Here is a 19,525-nt window from a genome sequence, read left to right as displayed (position 1 = left end):
TATGGCTCGATTGGCTTCCGCAGCGGCCCGTATGGCAGACTGTCGGAGTTGCTCGGTCGAGTGTTGATGCTGCGCGCCTCCCGCCGGGAGGACCGGAAGCGAGTCCCACAGTACTCGTCGTCTCAACTGCCGCACGGCAGCGCTGGGGCGGACGTACGGGAATCTTCCGGGAAGCGTAGGCGCGGCGCCGGCCAGGCGCCCGGTGGGCCTTCAGCCCCCGGCTCGCGGTTCCGGCAGGCCGTGTGCAATCCCGCAGGGATGTTCGAGAACAAGGGACATCCATGTCAGTGGGGGCGCGACACGCCCGACCGCGTGGGTCGGAGAAAAGCAAGGAAATACCGGGTTCCAGAGCGTAAGAGAGACAGGACTGCTGAGTAGCCATGGCGGGACAGAAGATCCGCATCCGGCTCAAGGCCTACGACCACGAGGTCATCGACTCCTCGGCGAAGAAGATCGTCGAGACGGTGACCCGCACGGGTGCGTCGGTCGCGGGCCCGGTGCCGCTGCCCACTGAGAAGAACGTGTACTGCGTCATCAAGTCGCCGCACAAGTACAAGGACTCGCGCGAGCACTTCGAGATGCGCACCCACAAGCGCTTGATCGACATCCTCGACCCGACTCCCAAGACCGTTGACTCTCTGATGCGACTCGACCTTCCGGCCGGCGTCGACATCGAGATCAAGCTCTGAGGCGCGGTGATCTGAGAGATGACCAAGCAGATCAAGGGCATTCTGGGCGAGAAGCTCGGCATGACGCAGGTCTGGGACGAGAACAACCGCGTCGTCCCGGTCACCGTCGTCAAGGCCGGGCCGAATGTCGTCACCCAGATCCGTACGAAGGAAGTCGACGGCTACGAGTCCGTCCAGCTCGCCTTCGGCGAGATCGACCCGCGCAAGGTGAACAAGCCCCTCAAGGGTCACTTCGCGAAGGCCAACGTCACCCCTCGCCGTCACCTCGTCGAGATCCGTACCTCGGACGCCTCCGAGTACACCCTCGGCCAGGAGATCACCGCCGATGTGTTCGAGGCGGGTGCGAAGGTCGACGTGACCGGCAGGAGCAAGGGCAAGGGCTTCGCCGGTGTCATGAAGCGCCACAACTTCGGTGGCCTCGGCGCCGGGCACGGTACCCAGCGCAAGCACCGCTCGCCTGGCTCCATCGGCGGCTGCGCCACTCCGGGCCGTGTGTTCAAGGGCCTCCGCATGGCGGGTCGCATGGGCAACGAGCGGGTCACCACCCAGAACCTGACCGTCCACGCCGTTGACGCGGAGAAGGGCCTGCTGCTCATCAAGGGCGCGGTTCCCGGTCCGAACGGCGGCCTCGTCCTGGTCCGCACCGCGGCCAAGGGGGCCTGAGGTAACCGATGAGCACTGTTGACATCCTTTCGCCGGCGGGCGAGAAGGCCGGTACCGTCGAGCTCCCCGCGGAGATCTTCGGCGTTGAGAAGATCAGCATCCCGCTGATCCACCAGGTCGTCGTCGCGCAGCTGGCCGCTGCCCGCCAGGGCACGCACAAGACCAAGACCCGCGGCGAGGTCCGCGGTGGCGGCAAGAAGCCGTACCGCCAGAAGGGCACCGGCCGCGCCCGTCAGGGCTCGGTCCGTGCGCCGCAGTTCACCGGCGGTGGCGTCGTCCACGGCCCGCAGCCGCGCGACTACTCGCAGCGGACCCCGAAGAAGATGAAGGCCGCGGCCCTGCGTCACGCCCTCACCGACCGGGCGCGTCACAACCGCATCCACGTCGTCACCGGCGTGACCGAGGGCGACACCCCCTCCACGAAGGCTGCCAAGAGCCTGTTCGGAAAGATCAGCGAGCGCAAGAACCTGCTCCTGGTCGCCGAGCGCTCCGACGAGCTCACGTGGCTGTCCGCCCGCAACCTGCCCCAGGTCCACATCCTGGAGCCGGGCCAGCTGAACACGTACGACGTTCTCGTCTCGGACGACGTGGTCTTCACCAAGGCCGCTTTCGAGTCCTTCGTCGCCGGCCCGAACAAGGCCAACGACAACGAAGGGAGCGAGGCCTGATGGCTGCACGTCACCCGAGCATCGCCTCGAAGGCGGCCAAGGCCGCCAAGGCCGCGCGCGTCGCCAAGGCGCGTCGCCACGCACTCGAGGGCAAGAACACCGTCGAGACCCCGGCGAGCAAGGCGTACACGGACCCCCGTGACGTCCTGATCCGGCCGGTCGTCTCGGAGAAGAGCTACGCGCTCCTCGACGAGAACAAGTACACGTTCATCGTCGACCCGCGTGCCAACAAGACCCAGATCAAGGAGGCCGTCCAGGCGGTCTTCGAGGTCAAGGTCACCGGGGTCAACACGATCAACCGCCAGGGCAAGCGCAAGCGGACCCGCACCGGCTTCGGTCGGCGCGCCGCGACCAAGCGCGCGATCGTGACCCTCGCAGAGGGCGACCGTATCGACATCTTCGGCGGTCCGACCGCCTGACGGCGGCCTGGAGCGTCCAGATAGTCCGGATCATTTCCGAGGACTGAGAGACAATGGGTATCCGCAAGTACAAGCCGACGACTCCTGGCCGTCGTGGCGCCAGCGTCGCCGACTTCGTCGAGATCACGCGGTCCACGCCGGAGAAGTCGCTGGTCCGTCCGCTGCACAGCAAGGGCGGCCGTAACAACTCGGGGCGTGTGACCGTCCGTCACCAGGGCGGCGGCCACAAGCGCGCCTACCGCGTGATCGACTTCCGTCGTCACGACAAGGACGGTGTGCCGGCGAAGGTTGCGCACATCGAGTACGACCCCAACCGCACCGCGCGCATCGCGCTGCTGCACTACGCCGACGGCGAGAAGCGCTACATCCTCGCCCCGCGCGGCCTGCGGCAGGGCGACCGCGTCGAGAACGGTCCCGGGGCCGACATCAAGCCGGGCAACAACCTCGCCCTGCGCAACATCCCGGTCGGTACGACGCTGCACGCCATCGAGCTGCGTCCCGGCGGCGGCGCCAAGTTCGCCCGCTCCGCCGGCGCCTCGGTGCAGCTGCTCGCGAAGGAGGGCGCCTACGCCCACCTCCGCATGCCGTCCGGTGAGATCCGCCTGGTCGACGTGCGCTGCCGCGCCACCGTCGGCGAGGTCGGCAACGCCGAGCAGTCCAACATCAGCCTGGGCAAGGCCGGCCGCAAGCGCTGGCTGGGCATCCGTCCGACCGTTCGCGGTGTGGCGATGAACCCGGTCGACCACCCCCACGGTGGTGGTGAGGGCAAGACCTCGGGTGGCCGTCACCCGGTCAGCCCCTGGGGTCAGAAGGAAGGTCGTACTCGTTCTCCCAAGAAGGCGAGCAACAAGTACATCGTCCGCCGCCGCAAGACGAACAAGAAGCGCTAAGGACGGGTTGAGATGCCTCGTAGTCTGAAGAAGGGGCCCTTCGTCGACGACCACCTGCTCAAGAAGGTGGAAGCGCAGAACGAAGCGGGCACCAAGAACGTCATCAAGACCTGGTCCCGTCGCTCAATGATCGTTCCGGCCATGCTCGGCCACACGATCGCGGTGCACAACGGCAAGACCCACATCCCGGTGTTCATCACCGAGGCGATGGTCGGCCACAAGCTCGGCGAGTTCGCGCCGACCCGCACTTTCCGGGGCCACGTCAAGGAAGACCGGAAGTCGAAGCGCCGCTAAGCGGATCGCATTCAGACACGCAAGTAACTGAAGGGACAACCATGGAAGCCAGGGCCCAGGCGCGGTACATCCGCGTCACGCCCATGAAGGCCCGCCGCGTGGTGGACCTCATCCGTGGCATGCGCGCCACGGAGGCCCAGGCCGTCCTGCGATTCGCTCCGCAGGCAGCCTCCGTGCCGGTCGGCAAGGTGCTGGACAGCGCCATCGCCAACGCCGCGCACAACTACAACCACACGGACGTCGACAGCCTCTACGTCTCCGAGGCGTACGTCGACGAGGGCCCGACCCTGAAGCGGTTCCGTCCGCGCGCCCAGGGCCGCGCCTACCGGATCCGCAAGCGGACCAGCCACATCACCGTGGTCGTCAGCAGCAAGGAAGGGACCCGGTAATGGGCCAGAAGGTAAACCCGCACGGGTTCCGGCTCGGCGTCACGACCGACTTCAAGTCGCGCTGGTACGCCGACAAGCTCTACAAGGACTACATCAAGGAAGACGTCGCCATCCGTCGGATGATGACGTCCGGCATGGAGCGCGCCGGAATCTCCAAGGTGGAGATCGAGCGCACCCGTGACCGCGTCCGCGTGGACATCCACACCGCGCGTCCGGGCATCGTCATCGGCCGCCGTGGCGCCGAGGCCGACCGCATCCGCGGCGACCTCGAGAAGCTCACGGGCAAGCAGGTCCAGCTGAACATCCTCGAGGTCAAGAACCCCGAGACCGACGCTCAGCTGGTGGCCCAGGCCGTTGCCGAGCAGCTGTCCTCCCGCGTCTCCTTCCGCCGCGCCATGCGCAAGAGCATGCAGTCGGCGATGAAGGCCGGCGCCAAGGGCATCAAGATCCAGTGCAGCGGTCGCCTCGGCGGCGCCGAGATGTCCCGTTCGGAGTTCTACCGCGAGGGCCGTGTGCCCCTGCACACGCTCCGCGCGAACGTGGACTACGGCTTCTTCGAGGCCAGGACGACCTTCGGCCGCATCGGTGTGAAGGTCTGGATCTACAAGGGCGACGTGAAGAACATCGCCGAGGTCCGCGCCGAGAACGCCGCCGCCCGTGCGGGCAACCGCCCGGCTCGCGGCTCCGACCGCCCGGCCCGTGGCCGTGGCGAGCGGCGCGGTCGCAAGCCGCAGCAGCAGGCTCAGGCCGCCGAGGCCCCCAAGGCCGACGCCGCCACTGCCGCTCCGGCTGAGAGCACCGGAACGGAGGCCTGACCGACATGCTGATCCCCCGTAGGGTCAAGCACCGCAAGCAGCACCACCCTCGGCGCAATGGTCTGGCGAAGGGCGGGACGCAGGTCGCGTTCGGCGAGTACGGCATCCAGGCGCTGACCCCGGCCTATGTGACGAACCGCCAGATCGAGGCGGCCCGTATCGCCATGACCCGCCACATCAAGCGTGGTGGCAAGGTCTGGATCAACATCTTCCCGGACCGTCCGCTGACCAAGAAGCCCGCCGAGACCCGTATGGGTTCCGGCAAGGGTTCGCCGGAGTGGTGGGTCGCGAACGTCAAGCCCGGTCGCGTGATGTTCGAGCTGTCCTACCCGAACGAGAAGATCGCCCGTGAGGCGCTGACCCGTGCGGCCCACAAGCTGCCGATGAAGTGCCGGATCGTCAAGCGCGAGGCAGGTGAAGCGTGATGTCGGCCGGTACCAAGGCGTCCGAGCTGCGTGAGCTGGGCAACGAGGAGCTTCTCGCCAAGCTCCGCGAGGCCAAGGAAGAGCTGTTCAACCTCCGCTTCCAGGCGGCGACCGGTCAGCTTGAGAACCACGGCCGTCTGAAGGCGGTCCGCAAGGACATCGCGCGGATCTACACCCTGATGCGCGAGCGTGAGCTGGGCATCGAGACGGTGGAGAACGCCTGATGAGCGAGAGCAACGTGACGAAGAACGAGACGGAGCAGCGCGGCTCCCGCAAGACCCGTGAGGGCTACGTCGTCAGCGACAAGATGGACAAGACCGTCGTCGTCGCCGTCGAGGACCGCGTCAAGCACCCGCTGTACGGCAAGGTCATCCGCCGCACCAGCAAGCTCAAGGCGCACGACGAGCAGAACGCCGCGGCTGTCGGCGACCGCGTCCTCCTGATGGAGACCCGGCCGCTGTCCGCGACGAAGCGCTGGCGCGTCGTCGAGATCCTCGAGAAGGCGAAGTAAAAAGCGGGGGCTCCGTCCCCGCTGACCCTGCCAGGGGCCTGTCACCCCCGGCATCCCGCCGGGGCCGTGCCCCGGCCCGGGCCCGGCGCGAGCCACGGGGTCCGGACCGGGCGGCTCCGGCGGCTCGGGCCGCAGCCGGCGGCGGTCGCGTGAGGCGACTCGCGGAGCCGCCCCGGACGGCCGGACCCCTGGGCACTCGCCCCGACGGTGAGGGTTCTGCGCCTCAGAGGCACAAGTAATTCCTGCGGGACCGACCCGCAGGACAGTTCCGCCAGGCTCTCCGGGCCCTCCCGGAGGGAACCGGCAGACGATCAGGAGATAGACGTGATCCAGCAGGAGTCGCGACTGCGTGTCGCCGACAACACGGGGGCGAAGGAGATCCTTTGCATCCGTGTGCTCGGCGGCTCCGGTCGCCGCTACGCGGGTATCGGTGACGTCATCGTCGCCACCGTCAAGGACGCGATCCCCGGTGGCAACGTGAAGAAGGGCGACATCGTCAAGGCGGTCGTTGTCCGCACCGTCAAGGAGCGCCGCCGCCCGGACGGCTCGTACATCCGCTTCGACGAGAACGCCGCCGTCATTCTCAAGAACGACGGCGATCCTCGTGGCACCCGTATCTTCGGCCCGGTCGGCCGTGAGCTGCGCGAGAAGAAGTTCATGAAGATCATCTCCCTCGCGCCGGAGGTGCTGTGAGCATGAAGATCAAGAAGGGCGACCTGGTCCAGGTCATCACCGGCAAGGACAAGGGCAAGCAGGGCAAGGTCATCGCCGCCTACCCGCGTGAGCAGCGCGTCCTGGTCGAGGGTGTCAACCGGGTCAAGAAGCACACCAAGGCCGGTCCGACCGCCCGCGGTTCCCAGGCCGGCGGGATCATCACCACCGAGGCGCCGATCCACGTCTCCAACGTCCAGCTGGTCGTGGAGAAGGACGGCAAGAAGGTTGTGACCCGCGTCGGTTATCGCTTCGACGAGAACGGCAACAAGATCCGCGTTGCCAAGCGGACGGGTGAGGACATCTGATGACGACCACCACCGTGACTCCGCGTCTGAAGCAGAAGTACAAGGACGAGATCGTCCCGAAGCTGCGTGACGAGTTCAAGTACAAGAACGTCATGCAGGTTCCGAACCTCGTCAAGATCGTGGTCAACATGGGTGTGGGCGACGCCGCCCGCGACTCCAAGCTGATCGAGGGCGCCATCCGCGACCTCGCCACGATCACCGGCCAGAAGCCCGCGGTCACCAAGGCCCGCAAGTCCATCGCGCAGTTCAAGCTGCGCGAGGGCCAGCCGATCGGCGCCCACGTCACGCTCCGCGGCGACCGCATGTGGGAGTTTCTGGACCGCACCCTGTCGCTCGCGCTGCCGCGCATCCGCGACTTCCGCGGCCTGTCCCCCAAGCAGTTCGACGGCCGGGGCAACTACACCTTCGGTCTCACGGAGCAGGTGATGTTCCACGAGATCGACCAGGACAAGATCGACCGCGTCCGGGGTATGGACATCACCGTGGTGACCACGGCGACCAATGACGAAGAGGGCCGTGCCCTTCTCCGTCACCTCGGCTTCCCGTTCAAGGAGGCGTGAGCGAGATGGCGAAGAAGGCTCTCATCGCGAAGGCTGCTCGCAAGCCGAAGTTCGCCGTGCGCGGCTACACCCGCTGCCAGCGCTGCGGCCGTCCGCACTCCGTGTACCGCAAGTTCGGCCTCTGCCGTGTGTGCCTTCGTGAGATGGCGCACCGCGGCGAGCTGCCGGGCGTGACCAAGAGTTCCTGGTGATCCGGACCACGTCCGGACTCCCAGGCTCTCGGTAGGCAATAGGGGACGGCAGGAGGCCCGCTCCGCATGCCGTAGGCTTGCGGGGCTGGGCACCTGCCGTGCCGTACGACTTACTACGCCGTAGGTCCACCGCGCCGCACCCGTCCCGTCTCGGATCGGGGAGAGGGATGGCGCACCAGGAAACCCCGGCGAGAGAGGCCGAAGGCCAATTCATGACCATGACTGATCCGATCGCAGACATGCTTACGCGTCTGCGGAACGCGAACGCGGCGTACCACGACACCGTGACGATGCCGGCGTCCAAGATCAAGTCTCACATTGCGGAGATTCTCCAGCAGGAGGGCTTCATCACGGGCTGGAGGACCGAGGACGCCGAGGTCGGCAAGAACCTCGTCCTCGAGCTGAAGTACGGCCCGAACCGTGAGCGCTCCATCGCGGGCATCAAGCGGATCTCCAAGCCCGGTCTCCGGGTGTACGCGAAGGCCAACAACCTGCCGAAGGTGCTCGGCGGCCTCGGCGTGGCGATCATCTCCACGTCCCACGGGCTCCTCACCGACAAGCAGGCCAGCAAGAAGGGCGTGGGTGGGGAAGTCCTCGCCTACGTCTGGTAACGGAAGGGAACGGAGGAAACAGCTATGTCGCGCATCGGCAAGCTTCCCATCGCGGTTCCCGCCGGCGTGGACGTCACCATCGATGGCCGCACGGTCTCGGTCAAGGGCCCCAAGGGCGAGCTGACCCACACCGTGGCCGCGCCGATCGAGGTCGTCAAGGACGAGGACGGCTCCCTGCGGGTGATCCGTCCCAACGACGAGCGTCAGAACAAGGCCCTGCACGGTCTGTCCCGCACGCTGGTGGCGAACATGATCACCGGCGTGACCCAGGGTTACGTGAAGAAGCTCGAGATCAGCGGTGTTGGCTACCGCGTGCAGGCCAAGGGCTCGAACCTGGAGTTCTCGCTCGGCTACAGCCACCCGATCCTCGTCGAGGCGCCGGAGGGCATCACCTTCAAGGTGGAGAGCCCCACCCGCTTCTCGGTCGAGGGCATCGACAAGCAGAAGGTCGGCGAGGTCGCGGCCAACATCCGCAAGCTGCGCAAGCCCGACCCGTACAAGGCCAAGGGCGTCAGGTACGAGGGCGAAGTCATCCGCCGCAAGGTCGGAAAGGCGGGTAAGTAAGCCATGGCATACGGGCAGAGGATCCTCAAGGGCGACGCCTACAAGCGCGCCGCGATCAAGCGCCGCCACCTCCGGATCCGCAAGAAGGTGTCCGGTACGGCGGAGCGTCCTCGTCTGGTCGTGACCCGCTCCAACCGCCACATCGTGGCGCAGGTGATCGACGACACCAAGGGTCACACCCTGGCGTCGGCGTCCACCATGGACAGCTCGATCCGCGGTGGCGAGGGCGACAAGTCCGCGCAGGCCAGGAAGGTCGGCGCCCTGGTCGCCGAGCGCGCCAAGGCCGCCGGTGTCGAGGCCGTCGTGTTCGACCGCGGTGGCAACCAGTACGCCGGGCGCATCGCCGCTCTGGCGGACGCCGCCCGCGAAGCCGGCCTGAAGTTCTGAGCCGGTTCCGAGCTAGCGGAAACAGAGAGAGGTAATTCCAATGGCTGGACCCCAGCGCCGCGGTGGCGGTGCCGGTGGCGAGCGGCGGGACCGGAAGGGCCGTGACGGCGGCGCAGCCGCCGCCGAGAAGACCGCGTACATCGAGCGTGTTGTCGCGATCAACCGCGTCGCCAAGGTTGTGAAGGGTGGTCGTCGCTTCAGCTTCACCGCGCTGGTCGTGGTGGGCGACGGCGACGGCACCGTGGGTGTCGGATACGGCAAGGCCAAGGAGGTGCCGGCCGCCATCGCCAAGGGCGTTGAGGAGGCCAAGAAGCACTTCTTCAAGGTCCCCCGGATCCAGGGCACCATTCCGCACCCGATCCAGGGTGAGAAGGCGGCCGGTGTCGTGCTGCTCAAGCCCGCCTCCCCGGGTACCGGTGTGATCGCCGGTGGTCCGGTGCGCGCGGTGCTCGAGTGCGCCGGTATCCACGACGTCCTGTCGAAGTCGCTCGGCTCCGACAACCAGATCAACATCGTGCACGCCACGGTGGAGGCCCTCAAGGGTCTGCAGCGTCCCGAGGCGATCGCGGCCCGCCGTGGTCTGCCGCTGGAGGACGTGGCCCCTGCGGCTCTGCTGCGCGCGCGTGCCGGGGCGGGTGCGTAACCATGGCACAGCTCAAGATCACGCAGGTCAAGTCCTACATCGGCAGCAAGCAGAACCACCGTGACACTCTGCGTACGCTCGGGCTGAAGAAGCTCGGCGACGTGGTCGTCAAGGAGGACCGTCCCGAGTACCGCGGCATGGTGCGTGCCGTCCGCCACCTCGTGACGGTCGAGGAGGTCGACTGATCATGGCGGAGCAGAACCCGCTGAAGATCCACAACCTCCGTCCCGCCCCCGGTGCCAAGACCGCCAAGACCCGTGTGGGTCGCGGTGAGGCGTCGAAGGGCAAGACGGCCGGTCGTGGTACCAAGGGAACCAAGGCCCGCAGCCAGGTTCCGCAGAGGTTCGAGGGCGGCCAGATGCCGCTGCACATGCGCCTCCCGAAGCTGAAGGGCTTCAACAACCCGTTCAAGACCGAGTACCAGGTCGTCAACCTCGACCGCCTGGCCGAGCTCTACCCCGAGGGCGGCGAGGTCACGGTCGAGGACCTGGTGGCCAAGGGTGCCGTTCGCAAGAACCGCCCGGTCAAGGTCCTCGGTCAGGGTGAGATCTCCGTGGCGCTGCGGGTGACGGTCGACGCCGTCTCCGGCTCCGCCAAGGAGAAGATCACCGCCGCCGGCGGTACCGTCGAGCTCGTCTGAGTTCGGGCTCGTCCGAGTTCAGGCTCCGTGCCACGGCCCTGGACCCCTGTGGGGCCCAGGGCCGTGGTCGTTCGCACGCTGCCCGGCCCGCGGCGCGAGGTGCTCCGCCCCGGAGCGGGAACCCTCCCCGCGACAGCGGGAGCCCGCGGCGGGGACCTCGAAAGCGGGAACCGGGGGCACCAGCCGCCGGCCCCGGCGACGCCCCGACCCGTGCGGTGAGGAACACCACCCCGTTCACGCCGTGCCGCCCGGCGCTGCCGCCGAGAGAGCCCGCGACCCGGGCCCTCGGCACCGGCTGCCGGTGCGGGGCCGCCCCGGTCCGGCACTCCGACGGACGGCAGGCCGCGCCCCCGTCCGGGGGACGGCCGGGTGCACACCGGCACGCACCGGCGCACACCGGCAGGGGACGGCGACGGGCCGGCTCCGGACGTCACGGCACGGCCCGGAACGCTCCGCCCCGTGCGGGCCCGAGCGGGCAGTGCCGGGAGTGCGGACCCGAAAGGCGGTATCCGGATGTCCGTCGGCCCACAATCGTGCCGACGGATGTTTTCGACCGGCGGATCGCCGGTAGGGTGGCCTAGACTGCCAACTTTCGCCGGGTAGACTTTCCTGCCGCCAGGCGGCTGTTGATCACATAGTCATCGTCGTTGAACCTCAAGACCGTCGCCCTTGACGCGCTTGCGTGGGGGGTCGCAGGAGGCACCGTGCTCACCGGCTTCGCCCGGGCGTTCAGGACGCCCGACCTGCGCAAGAAGCTGCTCTTCACGCTCGGCATCATCGTGGTGTTCCGCATCGGCACCCACATTCCGATCCCGGGCGTCAACTACAAGGCCGTCCAGCAGTGTGTCACAGAGGCCTCGGCCAACCAGGGCCTCTTCGGCCTGGTGAACATGTTCAGTGGCGGTGCGCTGCTGCAGATCACGGTCTTCGCGCTGGGCATCATGCCGTACATCACGGCGAGCATCATCCTGCAGCTGCTGACCGTGGTGATCCCGCGGCTGGAGGCCCTCAAGAAGGAGGGACAGGCCGGCACGGCCAAGATCACCCAGTACACCCGTTACCTGACGGTGGCGCTCGCGGTCCTGCAGGGCACGGGTGTCGTGGCGGCCACGCGCAGCGGCTCGCTGTTCGCCGGCTGCAGCGTCGCCGGCAATGTCATCCCGGACCAGTCGATCTTCAACACGATCGTCATGGTCATCGTGATGACCGCCGGTACGACCCTGGTGATGTGGCTGGGTGAGCTGATCACCGACCGCGGCATCGGCAACGGCATGTCGATCCTGATGTTCATCTCGATCGCCGCGACCTTCCCGTCCGCGCTGTGGGCCATCAAGCAGCAGGGCAAGCTCGCCGACGGGTGGATCGAGTTCGGCACCGTCATGATCGTCGGATTCGTCATGGTCGCCCTGGTGGTCTTCGTCGAGCAGGCCCAGCGCCGTATTCCGGTGCAGTACGCCAAGCGCATGATCGGCCGCCGCTCCTACGGGGGTACGTCGACGTACATCCCGCTCAAGGTCAACCAGGCGGGTGTGATTCCCGTCATCTTCGCGTCGTCGCTGCTCTACATTCCGGCGCTCATTGCCCAGTTCGCCGAGGGCAACGCGGGGTGGAAGGTCTGGATCCAGGAGACCCTGGTGTCCGGAGAGCACCCGATTTACATCACTCTGTACTTCCTGCTGATCGTGTTCTTCGCGTTCTTCTACGTGGCGATCTCCTTCAACCCCGAAGAAGTCGCGGACAACATGAAGAAGTATGGTGGCTTCATCCCGGGCATCCGGGCTGGCCGACCTACCGCTGAGTACCTTTCGTATGTACTCAACCGGATCACCTGGCCGGGGTCGCTGTATCTGGGGTTGATCGCTCTCGTGCCAACAATGGCGTTGGTCGGGTTCGGAGCAAACCAGAACTTCCCCTTCGGGGGCACCAGCATCCTGATCATCGTGGGTGTCGGTCTCGAGACGGTGAAGCAGATCGAGAGCCAGCTCCAGCAGCGCAACTACGAAGGGTTCCTCCGCTGATGCGAATCGTCCTTGTCGGACCACCGGGTGCAGGCAAAGGAACACAGGCCGCACGCCTGGCAGAGAAGCTGCGCGTCCCCCACATCTCCACGGGTGACCTGTTCCGCGCCAACATCAGTCGGCAGACGGAGCTCGGCAAGCTCGCGAAGTCCTACATGGACGCCGGCAACCTGGTGCCCGACGAGGTCACCATCGGCATGGCCAAGGACCGCATGGCGCAGCCGGACGCCGCGAAGGGGTTCCTGCTGGACGGCTTCCCGCGCACGGTCTCCCAGGCCGAGGCACTGGACGAGCTGCTGCGGAGCGAGGACATCAAGCTGGACGCGGTGCTCGACTTCGAGGCGCCCGAGGAGGAGATCGTCCGGCGGATCGCCGGGCGGCGGACCTGCCGCAACGACTCCGCACATGTGTTCCATGTGACGTACAGCCCGCCGGAGAAGGAGGGCATCTGCGACGTCTGCGGCGGTGAGCTGTACCAGCGGGACGACGACGCGGAGGAGACCGTCCGCAAGCGGCTGGAGGTCTACCACACGCAGACCGAGCCGATCATCGACTACTACCGGGCGCAGGGGCTGCTCGTGACGATCTCCGCACTGGGCCCGGTGGAGGAGATCACACAGCGGGCGCTGGGCGCGCTGAAGCGCGAGGACGCGGCGCAGTAGGTTCTGTCGTCGGCCGCGGCCGCGGTTCCTCCAGAAGGAGCCGCGGCCGTGCTGTGGCAGGAGGCGTGCGGCCCGGCGCCGGCGGGGCGCCTTCCCCCGGACCGCCCGCCCCGGGCTCTCCCCCGGGTCCTTCCCGGGGCCGCTCCGAGCGAGGCGCTTCTTTCGCCCGTGTCCCGCCCGTGCCGCCCCGGGCGGCGCGGAAGTCCGCGGCCGGGTGGACGGGATGCCCGCGGGCACGGCCGCCGCGCCCGTATGGTTGACACAGTCGGCCCTCCCACCGGTTCCAGAAAGGCCATCGTCCCCATGGTGCAGATCAAGTCCCCCGAACAGATCGCCAAGATGCGTGCGGCGGGGCTGGTCGTCGCCGCGATCCACGAGGCCACCCGGGAGGCGGCCGTGCCCGGCGCGACCACCAAGGACCTGGACGAGGTGGCGCGCAAGGTGCTCGCGGAGCACAACGCCACGTCGAACTTCCTCGGCTACGGCGGCTTCCCGGCGACGATCTGCACCTCCGTGAACGAGGTCGTCGTCCACGGCATCCCCTCCGAGGACGTCGTCCTGAAGGACGGCGACATCATCTCCGTCGACTGCGGCGCGGTCGTCGACGGCTGGCACGGCGACGCGGCGTACACCGCCTTCGTGGGATCCGGTCACGACCCGGAGCTGATCGAGCTCTCCCGGGTGACCGAGGAGTCGATGTGGGCCGGCATCGCGGCGATGAAGCAGGGCAACCGCCTGGTCGACATCTCGCGGGCCATCGAGACGTACATCCGCCGCCAGCCCAAGCCGGGCGGCGGCCGTTACGGGATCATCGAGGACTACGGCGGCCACGGCATCGGCACCGAGATGCACATGGACCCGCACCTGCTGAACTACGTCGACCGCCGCCGCGGCAGGGGCCCCAGGCTGGTCCCCGGCTTCTGCCTCGCCATCGAGCCGATGGTCTCCCTCGGCACCGCGAAGACCCGGGTCCTCGACGACGACTGGACGGTCGTCACCACGGACGGCAGCTGGTCCTCCCACTGGGAGCACTCGGTGGCCCTGACCCCCGAAGGTCCCCTGGTGCTGACGGCCCCGGACGGCGGCAAGGCCAAGCTCGCGGAGTACGGCATCAAGGCGGCGCCCGACCCGCTGGCCTGACGCTCCCGCCCGGCCCCGCCCGGCGGCGGTGCCGGACCTTCCGCATAAGGATCTCCGGCGTGGGGCAGGATCTCTCGATTCGTCTTTTGCGCAGCGCTGACGTAGACTGACTCGTCGGCTCTTGTGCATCCGCATGTCTGCGTGCAGCTGCGGTGCAGAGGGCCGCTCAGGGTAGTCGATTCGAAGGGCGAAGCGTGGCCAAGAAGCAAGGTGCCATCGAGATCGAGGGCACTGTCGTCGAGTCTCTGCCGAACGCCATGTTCAAGGTCGAGCTCCAGAACGGCCACCAGGTCCTGGCACACATCAGCGGCAAGATGCGCATGCACTACATCCGCATCCTCCCTGACGACCGGGTCGTGGTGGAGCTGTCTCCGTACGACCTGACGCGTGGCCGGATCGTCTACCGCTACAAGTAGATCTGCCCGCACCCCGTCCGCGGGGTGCGCATTCCGCTCCGGCGGGATGGTGGCACTGACCCGGAGAACCTCATCCCATGAAGGTCAAGCCGAGCGTCAAGAAGATCTGCGACAAGTGCAGGGTGATCCGTCGTCACGGTCGGGTCATGGTCATCTGCGAGAACCCGCGCCACAAGCAGCGCCAGGGCTGACGCACGACCGACCGCACCCTCTGCACCGCCATCGCAGGGATTCGCGCGACGCGAGCTGAATTATGTTCATACGCAGGACCCGAGCGGAAGTCCTCCGCTCGATACCTCCGGTTCGGAGGCCGGGGACCCGGTTCGTACCTGATACGGCGGGCCGGGACCGGTTCTGCGGAAGACCTCCGAAGATCAACTGGAGCCATTGCATGGCACGCGTATCCGGTGTTGACATCCCGCGCGACAAGCGCGTGGAGGTCGCTCTCACCTACGTGTTCGGCATCGGCCGGACCCTCTCCAAGCAGACGCTGGCCGCTACCGGCGTCGACCCGAACACCCGTGTCCGCGACCTGACCGAAGAGCAGCTCGTCGCGATCCGCGAGTACGTCGACAACAACATCAAGACCGAAGGTGATCTCCGCCGCGAGATCCAGGCCGACATCCGCCGCAAGGTCGAGATCGGCTGCTACCAGGGTCTGCGGCACCGCCGCGGTCTGCCCGTCCGCGGCCAGCGCACCAGCACCAACGCCCGTACTCGCAAGGGTCCGCGTCGCGCCATCGCCGGCAAGAAGAAGCCGGGCAAGAAGTAGTCCGCAGCGGCACTCGTCGTCCAGCGGTCTTCGCTGTAGGACCGACCACCTCCCACAGGAGTCTCATCCATGCCCCCCAAGGGACGTCAGGGCGCTGCCAAGAAGGTGCGCCGCAAGGAAAAGAAGAACGTCGCTCACGGTCACGCCCACATCAAGAGCACGTTCAACAACACCATCGTTTCGATCACCGACCCGTCCGGCAACGTGATCTCCTGGGCCTCCGCCGGCCACGTCGGCTTCAAGGGCTCGAGGAAGTCCACGCCGTTCGCCGCGCAGATGGCCGCCGAGTCGGCCGCCCGCCGCGCCCAGGAGCACGGCATGCGCAAGGTCGACGTGTTCGTCAAGGGTCCGGGCTCCGGCCGTGAGACCGCCATCCGTTCGCTCCAGGCGACCGGTCTCGAGGTCGGCTCCATCCAGGACGTCACGCCGACCCCGCACAACGGCTGCCGTCCGCCGAAGCGCCGCCGCGTCTGACGCGCGCGCCGCTTCCCGGCGGCAGGTGTCCGGGCGGTACGGTCCGCATTCGGGTCGTACCGCCCGTACCCTTGCAGTACCGCACTTTGTCCGGTGCGGCCCGGTCGGGCGTCATATAGCGGGCGCCCCCGACTGAAGGATCTGATCCACTCATGCTGATTGCTCAGCGACCCTCGTTGACCGAAGAGGTCGTCGACGAGTTCCGCTCGCGGTTCGTGATCGAGCCGCTGGAGCCGGGCTTCGGTTACACCCTCGGCAACTCTCTGCGTCGTACGCTCCTCTCCTCGATTCCGGGTGCGGCGGTCACGTCCATCCGCATCGACGGCGTTCTGCACGAGTTCACCACCGTGCCGGGCGTCAAGGAGGACGTCACCGACCTGATCCTCAACATCAAGCAGCTGGTCGTCTCCTCCGAGCACGACGAGCCCGTTGTGATGTACCTGCGCAAGCAGGGCCCGGGTCTGGTCACCGCCGGGGACATCGCGCCGCCGGCCGGTGTCGAGGTGCACAACCCCGACCTCGTCCTCGCCACGCTCAACAGCAAGGGCAAGCTGGAGATGGAGCTGACCGTCGAGCGCGGTCGCGGCTACGTCTCCGCCGTGCAGAACAAGCAGGTGGGTCAGGAGATCGGCCGCATCCCGGTCGACTCGATCTACTCGCCGGTGCTGAAGGTCACGTACAAGGTCGAGGCCACCCGTGTCGAGCAGCGCACCGACTTCGACAAGCTGATCGTCGACGTCGAGACCAAGCCGGCGATGCGTCCGCGGGACGCCATGGCCTCCGCCGGCAAGACCCTGGTCGAGCTGTTCGGCCTCGCCCGCGAGCTGAACGTCGACGCCGAGGGCATCGACATGGGTCCGTCCCCGACGGACGCCGCGCTCGCCGCCGACCTCGCCCTGCCGATCGAGGAGCTCGAGCTCACCGTCCGCTCGTACAACTGCCTCAAGCGTGAGGGCATCCACACCGTGGGTGAGCTGGTCGCGCGTTCCGAGGCGGACCTGCTGGACATCCGCAACTTCGGTGCGAAGTCCATCGACGAGGTCAAGACGAAGCTGGCGAACATGGGGCTGACGCTCAAGGACTCGCCCCCCGGCTTCGACCCGACCGCCGCGGCGGACGCGTTCGGCACGGACGACGACGCGGATTCCGGATTCGTGGAGACCGAGCAGTACTGAGCACTCCGCCGAGCGCTCCACCGAGCACTCGGCAAGGAGGCCGTACTGCGCCCGCGGGCCGGGTCGGCCGGGTCGCGCCCTGCGCCCCGGCCGTGCACCGACAGCACGGCCCGCACTTCTTCCGGGAGCGTCCCCTCGGGCCGCTCCCGGATCTCCGACAGGCAACCGCTTGCTCGGATACTGACCCCGGTACCTGATACGGCCGGGGCAGACACACAGGAGAAGAACCATGCCGAAGCCCGCCAAGGGTCCCCGTCTGGGTGGCAGCGCCGCGCACGAGAGGCTGCTGCTCGCGAACCTCGCGAAGTCGCTGTTCGAGCACGGCCGCATCACCACCACCGAGGCGAAGGCCCGTCGCCTGCGCCCGTACGCCGAGCGTCTGATCACCAAGGCGAAGAAGGGCGACCTGCACAACCGCCGCCAGGTGCTTCAGGTGATCACGGACAAGAGCGTCGTCCACACGCTCTTCACCGAGATCGGCCCGCGGTACAAGAACCGTCCGGGTGGCTACACCCGTATCACCAAGATCGGCAACCGCCGTGGCGACAACGCGCCCATGGCCGTCATCGAGCTGGTCGAGGCACTGACGGTGCAGCAGAAGGCCGTGGGTGAGGCCGAGGCCGCCACCAAGCGTGCGGTCAAGGAGGCCCAGGCCAAGGCGGAGGAGTCGAAGGCCGAGGAGACCAAGGCCGAGGAGACCAAGGCCGAGGAGTCGAAGGACGAGGAGTCCAAGGACGCCTGAGGCGACACCTGAGGCACATCCTCGTGCCGGAGCGGGCCCGTCCCCTGCGGGGGCGGGCCCGCTTCCGTGTGTCCCCGTACCTGAGAAGATCTGTACGTGAGTGACGAAGTACAACCCGGTTACCTCCGCATCCGTCTGGACCTCTCCTACGACGGCACCGACTTCCACGGCTGGGCCAAGCAGGCCGGCGGCCGGCGGACGGTGCAGGGGGAGATCGAGGACGCGCTGCGCACGGTCACGCGGTCGACGGAGACGTACGAGCTGACCGTGGCCGGGCGCACCGACGCCGGGGTGCACGCACGAGGCCAGGTGGCCCACGTGGATCTGCCCGAGCAGGTGTGGCGCGAGCACCACGAGAAGCTGCTGAAACGGCTGGCCGGACGGCTGCCCCGGGACGTGCGCGTCTGGGCCCTGCGCCCCGCGCCCAGCGGCTTCAACGCCCGCTTCTCCGCCCTCTGGCGTCGCTACGCCTACCGCGTCACCGACAACCCCGGCGGTGTCGATCCGCTGCTGCGCAACCATGTGCTGTGGCACGACCGGCCGCTCGACGTCGACGCCATGAACGAGGCCGCCCAGCAGCTCCTGGGCGAGCACGACTTCGCCGCGTACTGCAAGAAGCGCGAGGGTGCGACCACGATCCGCACCCTTCAGGAGCTGAGCCTCCGACGCGGGGACGACGGAATCATCACCGCCACCGTCCGGGCCGACGCCTTCTGCCACAACATGGTGCGTTCGCTCATCGGGGCCCTGCTGTTCGTGGGGGACGGGCACCGCCCGCCCGACTGGCCCAGGAAGGTCCTGGACGCAGGGGTGCGGGACTCCGCCGTGCATGTCGTACGGCCGCACGGGCTGACCCTGGAGGAGGTCGGCTACCCGGCCGACGAGCTGCTGGCCGCGCGGAGCCGCGAGGCACGCAACAAGCGGTCGCTGCCGAGGACGGGCTGCTGCTGAGAGCGGGCGGGAGCCCCGGACGGCCTACGGCCGGGCCCGGCGACGGCCCGGCCGGTGGCAGGCCGGCCGGTGGCAGGCCTGCCGGTGACGGGTCGGCCGGTGACGGGCCGTCGCCGGGCCCGCAAGGTGATCGTTTTCCAGACCGTTTTCCAGAACGTTTTCCAGGGCGATCGTTCCTGGGGGGCGCTCTCGGAGCCGCTACTGGGTGGCCGCCGCCGAGGCCTGGGTCTCGCCGCGGCGGAGAATCTGCTGGAAGGTGAACTGGGCGAGGTCGTCCCCGGTCCGGAAGGCCTCGGTGTCCTCGGTCGTGACGTCCTTGCCGCTGGTGAAGCCGGTGAGGGTGAAGTAGGCGTAGCGGCCCAGGGAGTTGGTCGTGGAACGGCAGACCGCGCCGTTGCAGAAGGCCTTGACGTCACCGCCGGGCAGCGGCTTGACGATGCTCTTCTTGTCGGTCGCGCCCTTGGCCTTGGCCGCCTGCGCGGCGGTGTCGAAGACGGCGACACCCACGGTCACAGCGAGGCCGTCCTTGCTGTAGGTGACGCGCAGCACACGGGTGCAGCCGTTGTCGGTGAGGGCCTTGGGCAGCGTGCCCTGAGCGGCGGTGGTGCAGTCCTTGGTGTCGTCCGTCGGCCCCTTCTTGTACACGTTCTTGCCCATGGTCAGCTGGGTGCCGGGGAAGAGCGTGTTCACATCGAGCGGAGCCTTGTCCTTCTTCGCGTCGGATATGAACTCCTTCGGATCCAGCGGAGGCGGGGCGCTGGTGGGGGCGAAGGAGGGGATGACGACGGAGTCGGTCG

32 protein-coding genes are annotated in these 19,525 nt (G+C 67.8%); 31 read left to right on the top strand and 1 reads right to left on the bottom strand.

From position 1 onward, the window contains the following. Positions 1-380: 380 nt before the first annotated feature. The 31 genes from rpsJ to truA all read left to right on the top strand — a co-directional run bounded on the left by rpsJ (position 381) and on the right by truA (position 18,728). Entirely contained in the window at positions 381-689 is a 309-nt protein-coding gene (gene rpsJ / locus CCN35_RS08840; protein WP_003948644.1) for a 30S ribosomal protein S10, read from the top strand. Between the two features lie 18 nt (positions 690-707). Further along, positions 708-1,352: a 50S ribosomal protein L3 gene (gene rplC, locus CCN35_RS08835; protein WP_086792123.1), complete on the top strand. Its 645-nt coding sequence runs from the start codon at positions 708-710 to the stop codon at positions 1,350-1,352. A gap of 8 nt (positions 1,353-1,360) precedes the next feature. After that, positions 1,361-2,020 (top strand): 50S ribosomal protein L4, encoded by a 660-nt coding sequence (gene rplD / locus CCN35_RS08830; protein WP_067397058.1) that lies wholly within the window; start codon positions 1,361-1,363, stop codon positions 2,018-2,020. Continuing rightward, a complete protein-coding gene (rplW, locus tag CCN35_RS08825; protein WP_067397059.1) occupies positions 2,020-2,439 on the top strand; it encodes a 50S ribosomal protein L23 in 420 nt (139 codons plus the stop codon). The genes rplD and rplW overlap by 1 nt, the downstream gene beginning before the upstream one ends. 53 nt (positions 2,440-2,492) lie before the next feature. Next, positions 2,493-3,329 (top strand): 50S ribosomal protein L2, encoded by an 837-nt coding sequence (rplB, locus tag CCN35_RS08820; protein ID WP_067397060.1) that lies wholly within the window; start codon positions 2,493-2,495, stop codon positions 3,327-3,329. A 12-nt stretch (positions 3,330-3,341) separates the two neighbouring features. Then, positions 3,342-3,623, top strand: coding sequence for a 30S ribosomal protein S19 (gene rpsS, locus CCN35_RS08815; protein WP_067397061.1), 282 nt, complete (start codon positions 3,342-3,344; stop codon positions 3,621-3,623). A 41-nt stretch (positions 3,624-3,664) separates the two neighbouring features. After that, on the top strand, positions 3,665-4,012 hold the full coding sequence (gene rplV / locus CCN35_RS08810) for a 50S ribosomal protein L22 (RefSeq protein ID WP_067397062.1): 348 nt from the start codon (positions 3,665-3,667) through the stop codon (positions 4,010-4,012). Then, a complete protein-coding gene (gene rpsC / locus CCN35_RS08805; protein ID WP_067397063.1) occupies positions 4,012-4,827 on the top strand; it encodes a 30S ribosomal protein S3 in 816 nt (271 codons plus the stop codon). The genes rplV and rpsC overlap by 1 nt, the downstream gene beginning before the upstream one ends. 5 nt (positions 4,828-4,832) lie before the next feature. Next, a complete protein-coding gene (gene rplP, locus CCN35_RS08800; RefSeq protein WP_067397064.1) occupies positions 4,833-5,252 on the top strand; it encodes a 50S ribosomal protein L16 in 420 nt (139 codons plus the stop codon). Beyond that, complete coding sequence (rpmC, locus tag CCN35_RS08795) at positions 5,252-5,476, top strand: 50S ribosomal protein L29 (protein ID WP_007494763.1); 225 nt, start codon at positions 5,252-5,254, stop codon at positions 5,474-5,476. The genes rplP and rpmC overlap by 1 nt, the downstream gene beginning before the upstream one ends. Then, positions 5,476-5,763: a 30S ribosomal protein S17 gene (gene rpsQ / locus CCN35_RS08790; RefSeq protein ID WP_067397065.1), complete on the top strand. Its 288-nt coding sequence runs from the start codon at positions 5,476-5,478 to the stop codon at positions 5,761-5,763. Before rpmC ends, rpsQ begins: the two co-directional genes overlap by 1 nt. Before the next feature lie 324 nt (positions 5,764-6,087). Next, the gene (gene rplN / locus CCN35_RS08785) at positions 6,088-6,456 is read left to right on the top strand and encodes a 50S ribosomal protein L14 (RefSeq protein ID WP_067397066.1); all 369 of its coding nucleotides are present in this window, start codon (positions 6,088-6,090) and stop codon (positions 6,454-6,456) included. 2 nt (positions 6,457-6,458) lie between these two features. Next, on the top strand, positions 6,459-6,782 hold the full coding sequence (gene rplX, locus CCN35_RS08780) for a 50S ribosomal protein L24 (RefSeq protein WP_067397067.1): 324 nt from the start codon (positions 6,459-6,461) through the stop codon (positions 6,780-6,782). Further along, positions 6,782-7,342 carry a 50S ribosomal protein L5 gene (gene rplE, locus CCN35_RS08775; protein WP_067397068.1) on the top strand — a complete coding sequence of 187 codons (561 nt, stop codon included), beginning with the start codon at positions 6,782-6,784 and terminating at the stop codon, positions 7,340-7,342. Before rplX ends, rplE begins: the two co-directional genes overlap by 1 nt. Positions 7,343-7,347: 5 nt before the next feature. Continuing rightward, the gene (locus CCN35_RS08770) at positions 7,348-7,533 is read left to right on the top strand and encodes a type Z 30S ribosomal protein S14 (protein WP_049567381.1); all 186 of its coding nucleotides are present in this window, start codon (positions 7,348-7,350) and stop codon (positions 7,531-7,533) included. A 212-nt stretch (positions 7,534-7,745) separates the two neighbouring features. After that, positions 7,746-8,144, top strand: coding sequence for a 30S ribosomal protein S8 (rpsH, locus tag CCN35_RS08760; protein ID WP_067397069.1), 399 nt, complete (start codon positions 7,746-7,748; stop codon positions 8,142-8,144). A 24-nt stretch (positions 8,145-8,168) separates the two neighbouring features. Then, a complete protein-coding gene (rplF, locus tag CCN35_RS08755) occupies positions 8,169-8,708 on the top strand; it encodes a 50S ribosomal protein L6 (protein WP_086792121.1) in 540 nt (179 codons plus the stop codon). 3 nt (positions 8,709-8,711) lie between these two features. Further along, positions 8,712-9,095, top strand: a complete 384-nt coding sequence (gene rplR / locus CCN35_RS08750) for a 50S ribosomal protein L18 (RefSeq protein ID WP_067397071.1) — start codon at positions 8,712-8,714, stop codon at positions 9,093-9,095. Between the two features lie 40 nt (positions 9,096-9,135). Beyond that, the gene (gene rpsE, locus CCN35_RS08745) at positions 9,136-9,738 is read left to right on the top strand and encodes a 30S ribosomal protein S5 (RefSeq protein WP_067397072.1); all 603 of its coding nucleotides are present in this window, start codon (positions 9,136-9,138) and stop codon (positions 9,736-9,738) included. 2 nt (positions 9,739-9,740) lie between these two features. Continuing rightward, the gene (rpmD, locus tag CCN35_RS08740) at positions 9,741-9,923 is read left to right on the top strand and encodes a 50S ribosomal protein L30 (RefSeq protein WP_067397073.1); all 183 of its coding nucleotides are present in this window, start codon (positions 9,741-9,743) and stop codon (positions 9,921-9,923) included. Between the two features lie 2 nt (positions 9,924-9,925). After that, positions 9,926-10,378 carry a 50S ribosomal protein L15 gene (gene rplO / locus CCN35_RS08735; protein ID WP_067397074.1) on the top strand — a complete coding sequence of 151 codons (453 nt, stop codon included), beginning with the start codon at positions 9,926-9,928 and terminating at the stop codon, positions 10,376-10,378. A 704-nt stretch (positions 10,379-11,082) separates the two neighbouring features. Beyond that, positions 11,083-12,396: a preprotein translocase subunit SecY gene (gene secY / locus CCN35_RS08730; protein WP_067397075.1), complete on the top strand. Its 1,314-nt coding sequence runs from the start codon at positions 11,083-11,085 to the stop codon at positions 12,394-12,396. Further along, a complete protein-coding gene (locus CCN35_RS08725; RefSeq protein WP_067397076.1) occupies positions 12,396-13,058 on the top strand; it encodes an adenylate kinase in 663 nt (220 codons plus the stop codon). The genes secY and CCN35_RS08725 overlap by 1 nt, the downstream gene beginning before the upstream one ends. Positions 13,059-13,361: 303 nt before the next feature. Beyond that, complete coding sequence (gene map / locus CCN35_RS08720) at positions 13,362-14,198, top strand: type I methionyl aminopeptidase (protein WP_067397077.1); 837 nt, start codon at positions 13,362-13,364, stop codon at positions 14,196-14,198. A 194-nt stretch (positions 14,199-14,392) separates the two neighbouring features. Continuing rightward, positions 14,393-14,614, top strand: a complete 222-nt coding sequence (infA, locus tag CCN35_RS08715; protein ID WP_003948620.1) for a translation initiation factor IF-1 — start codon at positions 14,393-14,395, stop codon at positions 14,612-14,614. A gap of 77 nt (positions 14,615-14,691) precedes the next feature. Continuing rightward, positions 14,692-14,805, top strand: coding sequence for a 50S ribosomal protein L36 (rpmJ, locus tag CCN35_RS08710; protein WP_003998809.1), 114 nt, complete (start codon positions 14,692-14,694; stop codon positions 14,803-14,805). 200 nt (positions 14,806-15,005) lie between these two features. Beyond that, positions 15,006-15,386, top strand: coding sequence for a 30S ribosomal protein S13 (gene rpsM, locus CCN35_RS08705; RefSeq protein WP_067397078.1), 381 nt, complete (start codon positions 15,006-15,008; stop codon positions 15,384-15,386). A 69-nt stretch (positions 15,387-15,455) separates the two neighbouring features. Continuing rightward, positions 15,456-15,860 carry a 30S ribosomal protein S11 gene (rpsK, locus tag CCN35_RS08700; RefSeq protein ID WP_003956432.1) on the top strand — a complete coding sequence of 135 codons (405 nt, stop codon included), beginning with the start codon at positions 15,456-15,458 and terminating at the stop codon, positions 15,858-15,860. Positions 15,861-16,012: 152 nt separating this feature from the next. After that, entirely contained in the window at positions 16,013-17,035 is a 1,023-nt protein-coding gene (locus CCN35_RS08695) for a DNA-directed RNA polymerase subunit alpha (protein ID WP_067397079.1), read from the top strand. Positions 17,036-17,264: 229 nt separating this feature from the next. After that, entirely contained in the window at positions 17,265-17,777 is a 513-nt protein-coding gene (rplQ, locus tag CCN35_RS08690) for a 50S ribosomal protein L17 (RefSeq protein WP_086792118.1), read from the top strand. Positions 17,778-17,873: 96 nt separating this feature from the next. Continuing rightward, on the top strand, positions 17,874-18,728 hold the full coding sequence (gene truA / locus CCN35_RS08685; protein ID WP_086792116.1) for a tRNA pseudouridine(38-40) synthase TruA: 855 nt from the start codon (positions 17,874-17,876) through the stop codon (positions 18,726-18,728). Between the two features lie 198 nt (positions 18,729-18,926). On the opposite strand, the gene CCN35_RS08680 is transcribed toward truA, so the two are convergent. After that, positions 18,927-19,525 (bottom strand): hypothetical protein (locus tag CCN35_RS08680; RefSeq protein WP_107501035.1); only part of this gene is annotated, 599 nt, incomplete at its 5' end.

Source organism: Streptomyces thermovulgaris (genome assembly GCF_002155915.1).
Classification (GTDB): domain Bacteria; phylum Actinomycetota; class Actinomycetes; order Streptomycetales; family Streptomycetaceae; genus Streptomyces; species Streptomyces thermovulgaris.
Note: the sequence above shows the minus strand (reverse complement) of the source record. Positions and strands in the feature narration are given on the sequence as shown.

Bases quoted from the DNA above. Each gene is read 5' to 3' on its own strand.
- rpmD (WP_067397073.1), top strand. From the start codon at position 9,741: ATGGCACAGCTCAAGATCACGCAGGTCAAGTCCTACATCGGCAGCAAG.
- CCN35_RS08770 (WP_049567381.1), top strand. From the start codon at position 7,348: ATGGCGAAGAAGGCTCTCATCGCGAAGGCTGCTCGCAAGCCGAAGTTC.
- rplO (WP_067397074.1), top strand. From the start codon at position 9,926: ATGGCGGAGCAGAACCCGCTGAAGATCCACAACCTCCGTCCCGCCCCC.
- rplW (WP_067397059.1), top strand. From the start codon at position 2,020: ATGGCTGCACGTCACCCGAGCATCGCCTCGAAGGCGGCCAAGGCCGCC.
- rplF (WP_086792121.1), top strand. From the start codon at position 8,169: ATGTCGCGCATCGGCAAGCTTCCCATCGCGGTTCCCGCCGGCGTGGAC.
- rplX (WP_067397067.1), top strand. From the start codon at position 6,459: ATGAAGATCAAGAAGGGCGACCTGGTCCAGGTCATCACCGGCAAGGAC.
- CCN35_RS08695 (WP_067397079.1), top strand. From the start codon at position 16,013: ATGCTGATTGCTCAGCGACCCTCGTTGACCGAAGAGGTCGTCGACGAG.
- rplE (WP_067397068.1), top strand. From the start codon at position 6,782: ATGACGACCACCACCGTGACTCCGCGTCTGAAGCAGAAGTACAAGGAC.
- rplC (WP_086792123.1), top strand. From the start codon at position 708: ATGACCAAGCAGATCAAGGGCATTCTGGGCGAGAAGCTCGGCATGACG.
- rpsQ (WP_067397065.1), top strand. From the start codon at position 5,476: ATGAGCGAGAGCAACGTGACGAAGAACGAGACGGAGCAGCGCGGCTCC.
- map (WP_067397077.1), top strand. From the start codon at position 13,362: ATGGTGCAGATCAAGTCCCCCGAACAGATCGCCAAGATGCGTGCGGCG.
- rplR (WP_067397071.1), top strand. From the start codon at position 8,712: ATGGCATACGGGCAGAGGATCCTCAAGGGCGACGCCTACAAGCGCGCC.
- rpsK (WP_003956432.1), top strand. From the start codon at position 15,456: ATGCCCCCCAAGGGACGTCAGGGCGCTGCCAAGAAGGTGCGCCGCAAG.
- rpsS (WP_067397061.1), top strand. From the start codon at position 3,342: ATGCCTCGTAGTCTGAAGAAGGGGCCCTTCGTCGACGACCACCTGCTC.
- rpmC (WP_007494763.1), top strand. From the start codon at position 5,252: ATGTCGGCCGGTACCAAGGCGTCCGAGCTGCGTGAGCTGGGCAACGAG.
- rpsC (WP_067397063.1), top strand. From the start codon at position 4,012: ATGGGCCAGAAGGTAAACCCGCACGGGTTCCGGCTCGGCGTCACGACC.
- CCN35_RS08725 (WP_067397076.1), top strand. From the start codon at position 12,396: ATGCGAATCGTCCTTGTCGGACCACCGGGTGCAGGCAAAGGAACACAG.
- rplQ (WP_086792118.1), top strand. From the start codon at position 17,265: ATGCCGAAGCCCGCCAAGGGTCCCCGTCTGGGTGGCAGCGCCGCGCAC.
- rplP (WP_067397064.1), top strand. From the start codon at position 4,833: ATGCTGATCCCCCGTAGGGTCAAGCACCGCAAGCAGCACCACCCTCGG.
- rpmJ (WP_003998809.1), top strand. From the start codon at position 14,692: ATGAAGGTCAAGCCGAGCGTCAAGAAGATCTGCGACAAGTGCAGGGTG.
- rpsJ (WP_003948644.1), top strand. From the start codon at position 381: ATGGCGGGACAGAAGATCCGCATCCGGCTCAAGGCCTACGACCACGAG.
- rplB (WP_067397060.1), top strand. From the start codon at position 2,493: ATGGGTATCCGCAAGTACAAGCCGACGACTCCTGGCCGTCGTGGCGCC.
- rplD (WP_067397058.1), top strand. From the start codon at position 1,361: ATGAGCACTGTTGACATCCTTTCGCCGGCGGGCGAGAAGGCCGGTACC.
- rplV (WP_067397062.1), top strand. From the start codon at position 3,665: ATGGAAGCCAGGGCCCAGGCGCGGTACATCCGCGTCACGCCCATGAAG.
- rpsH (WP_067397069.1), top strand. From the start codon at position 7,746: ATGACCATGACTGATCCGATCGCAGACATGCTTACGCGTCTGCGGAAC.
- rpsE (WP_067397072.1), top strand. From the start codon at position 9,136: ATGGCTGGACCCCAGCGCCGCGGTGGCGGTGCCGGTGGCGAGCGGCGG.
- rpsM (WP_067397078.1), top strand. From the start codon at position 15,006: ATGGCACGCGTATCCGGTGTTGACATCCCGCGCGACAAGCGCGTGGAG.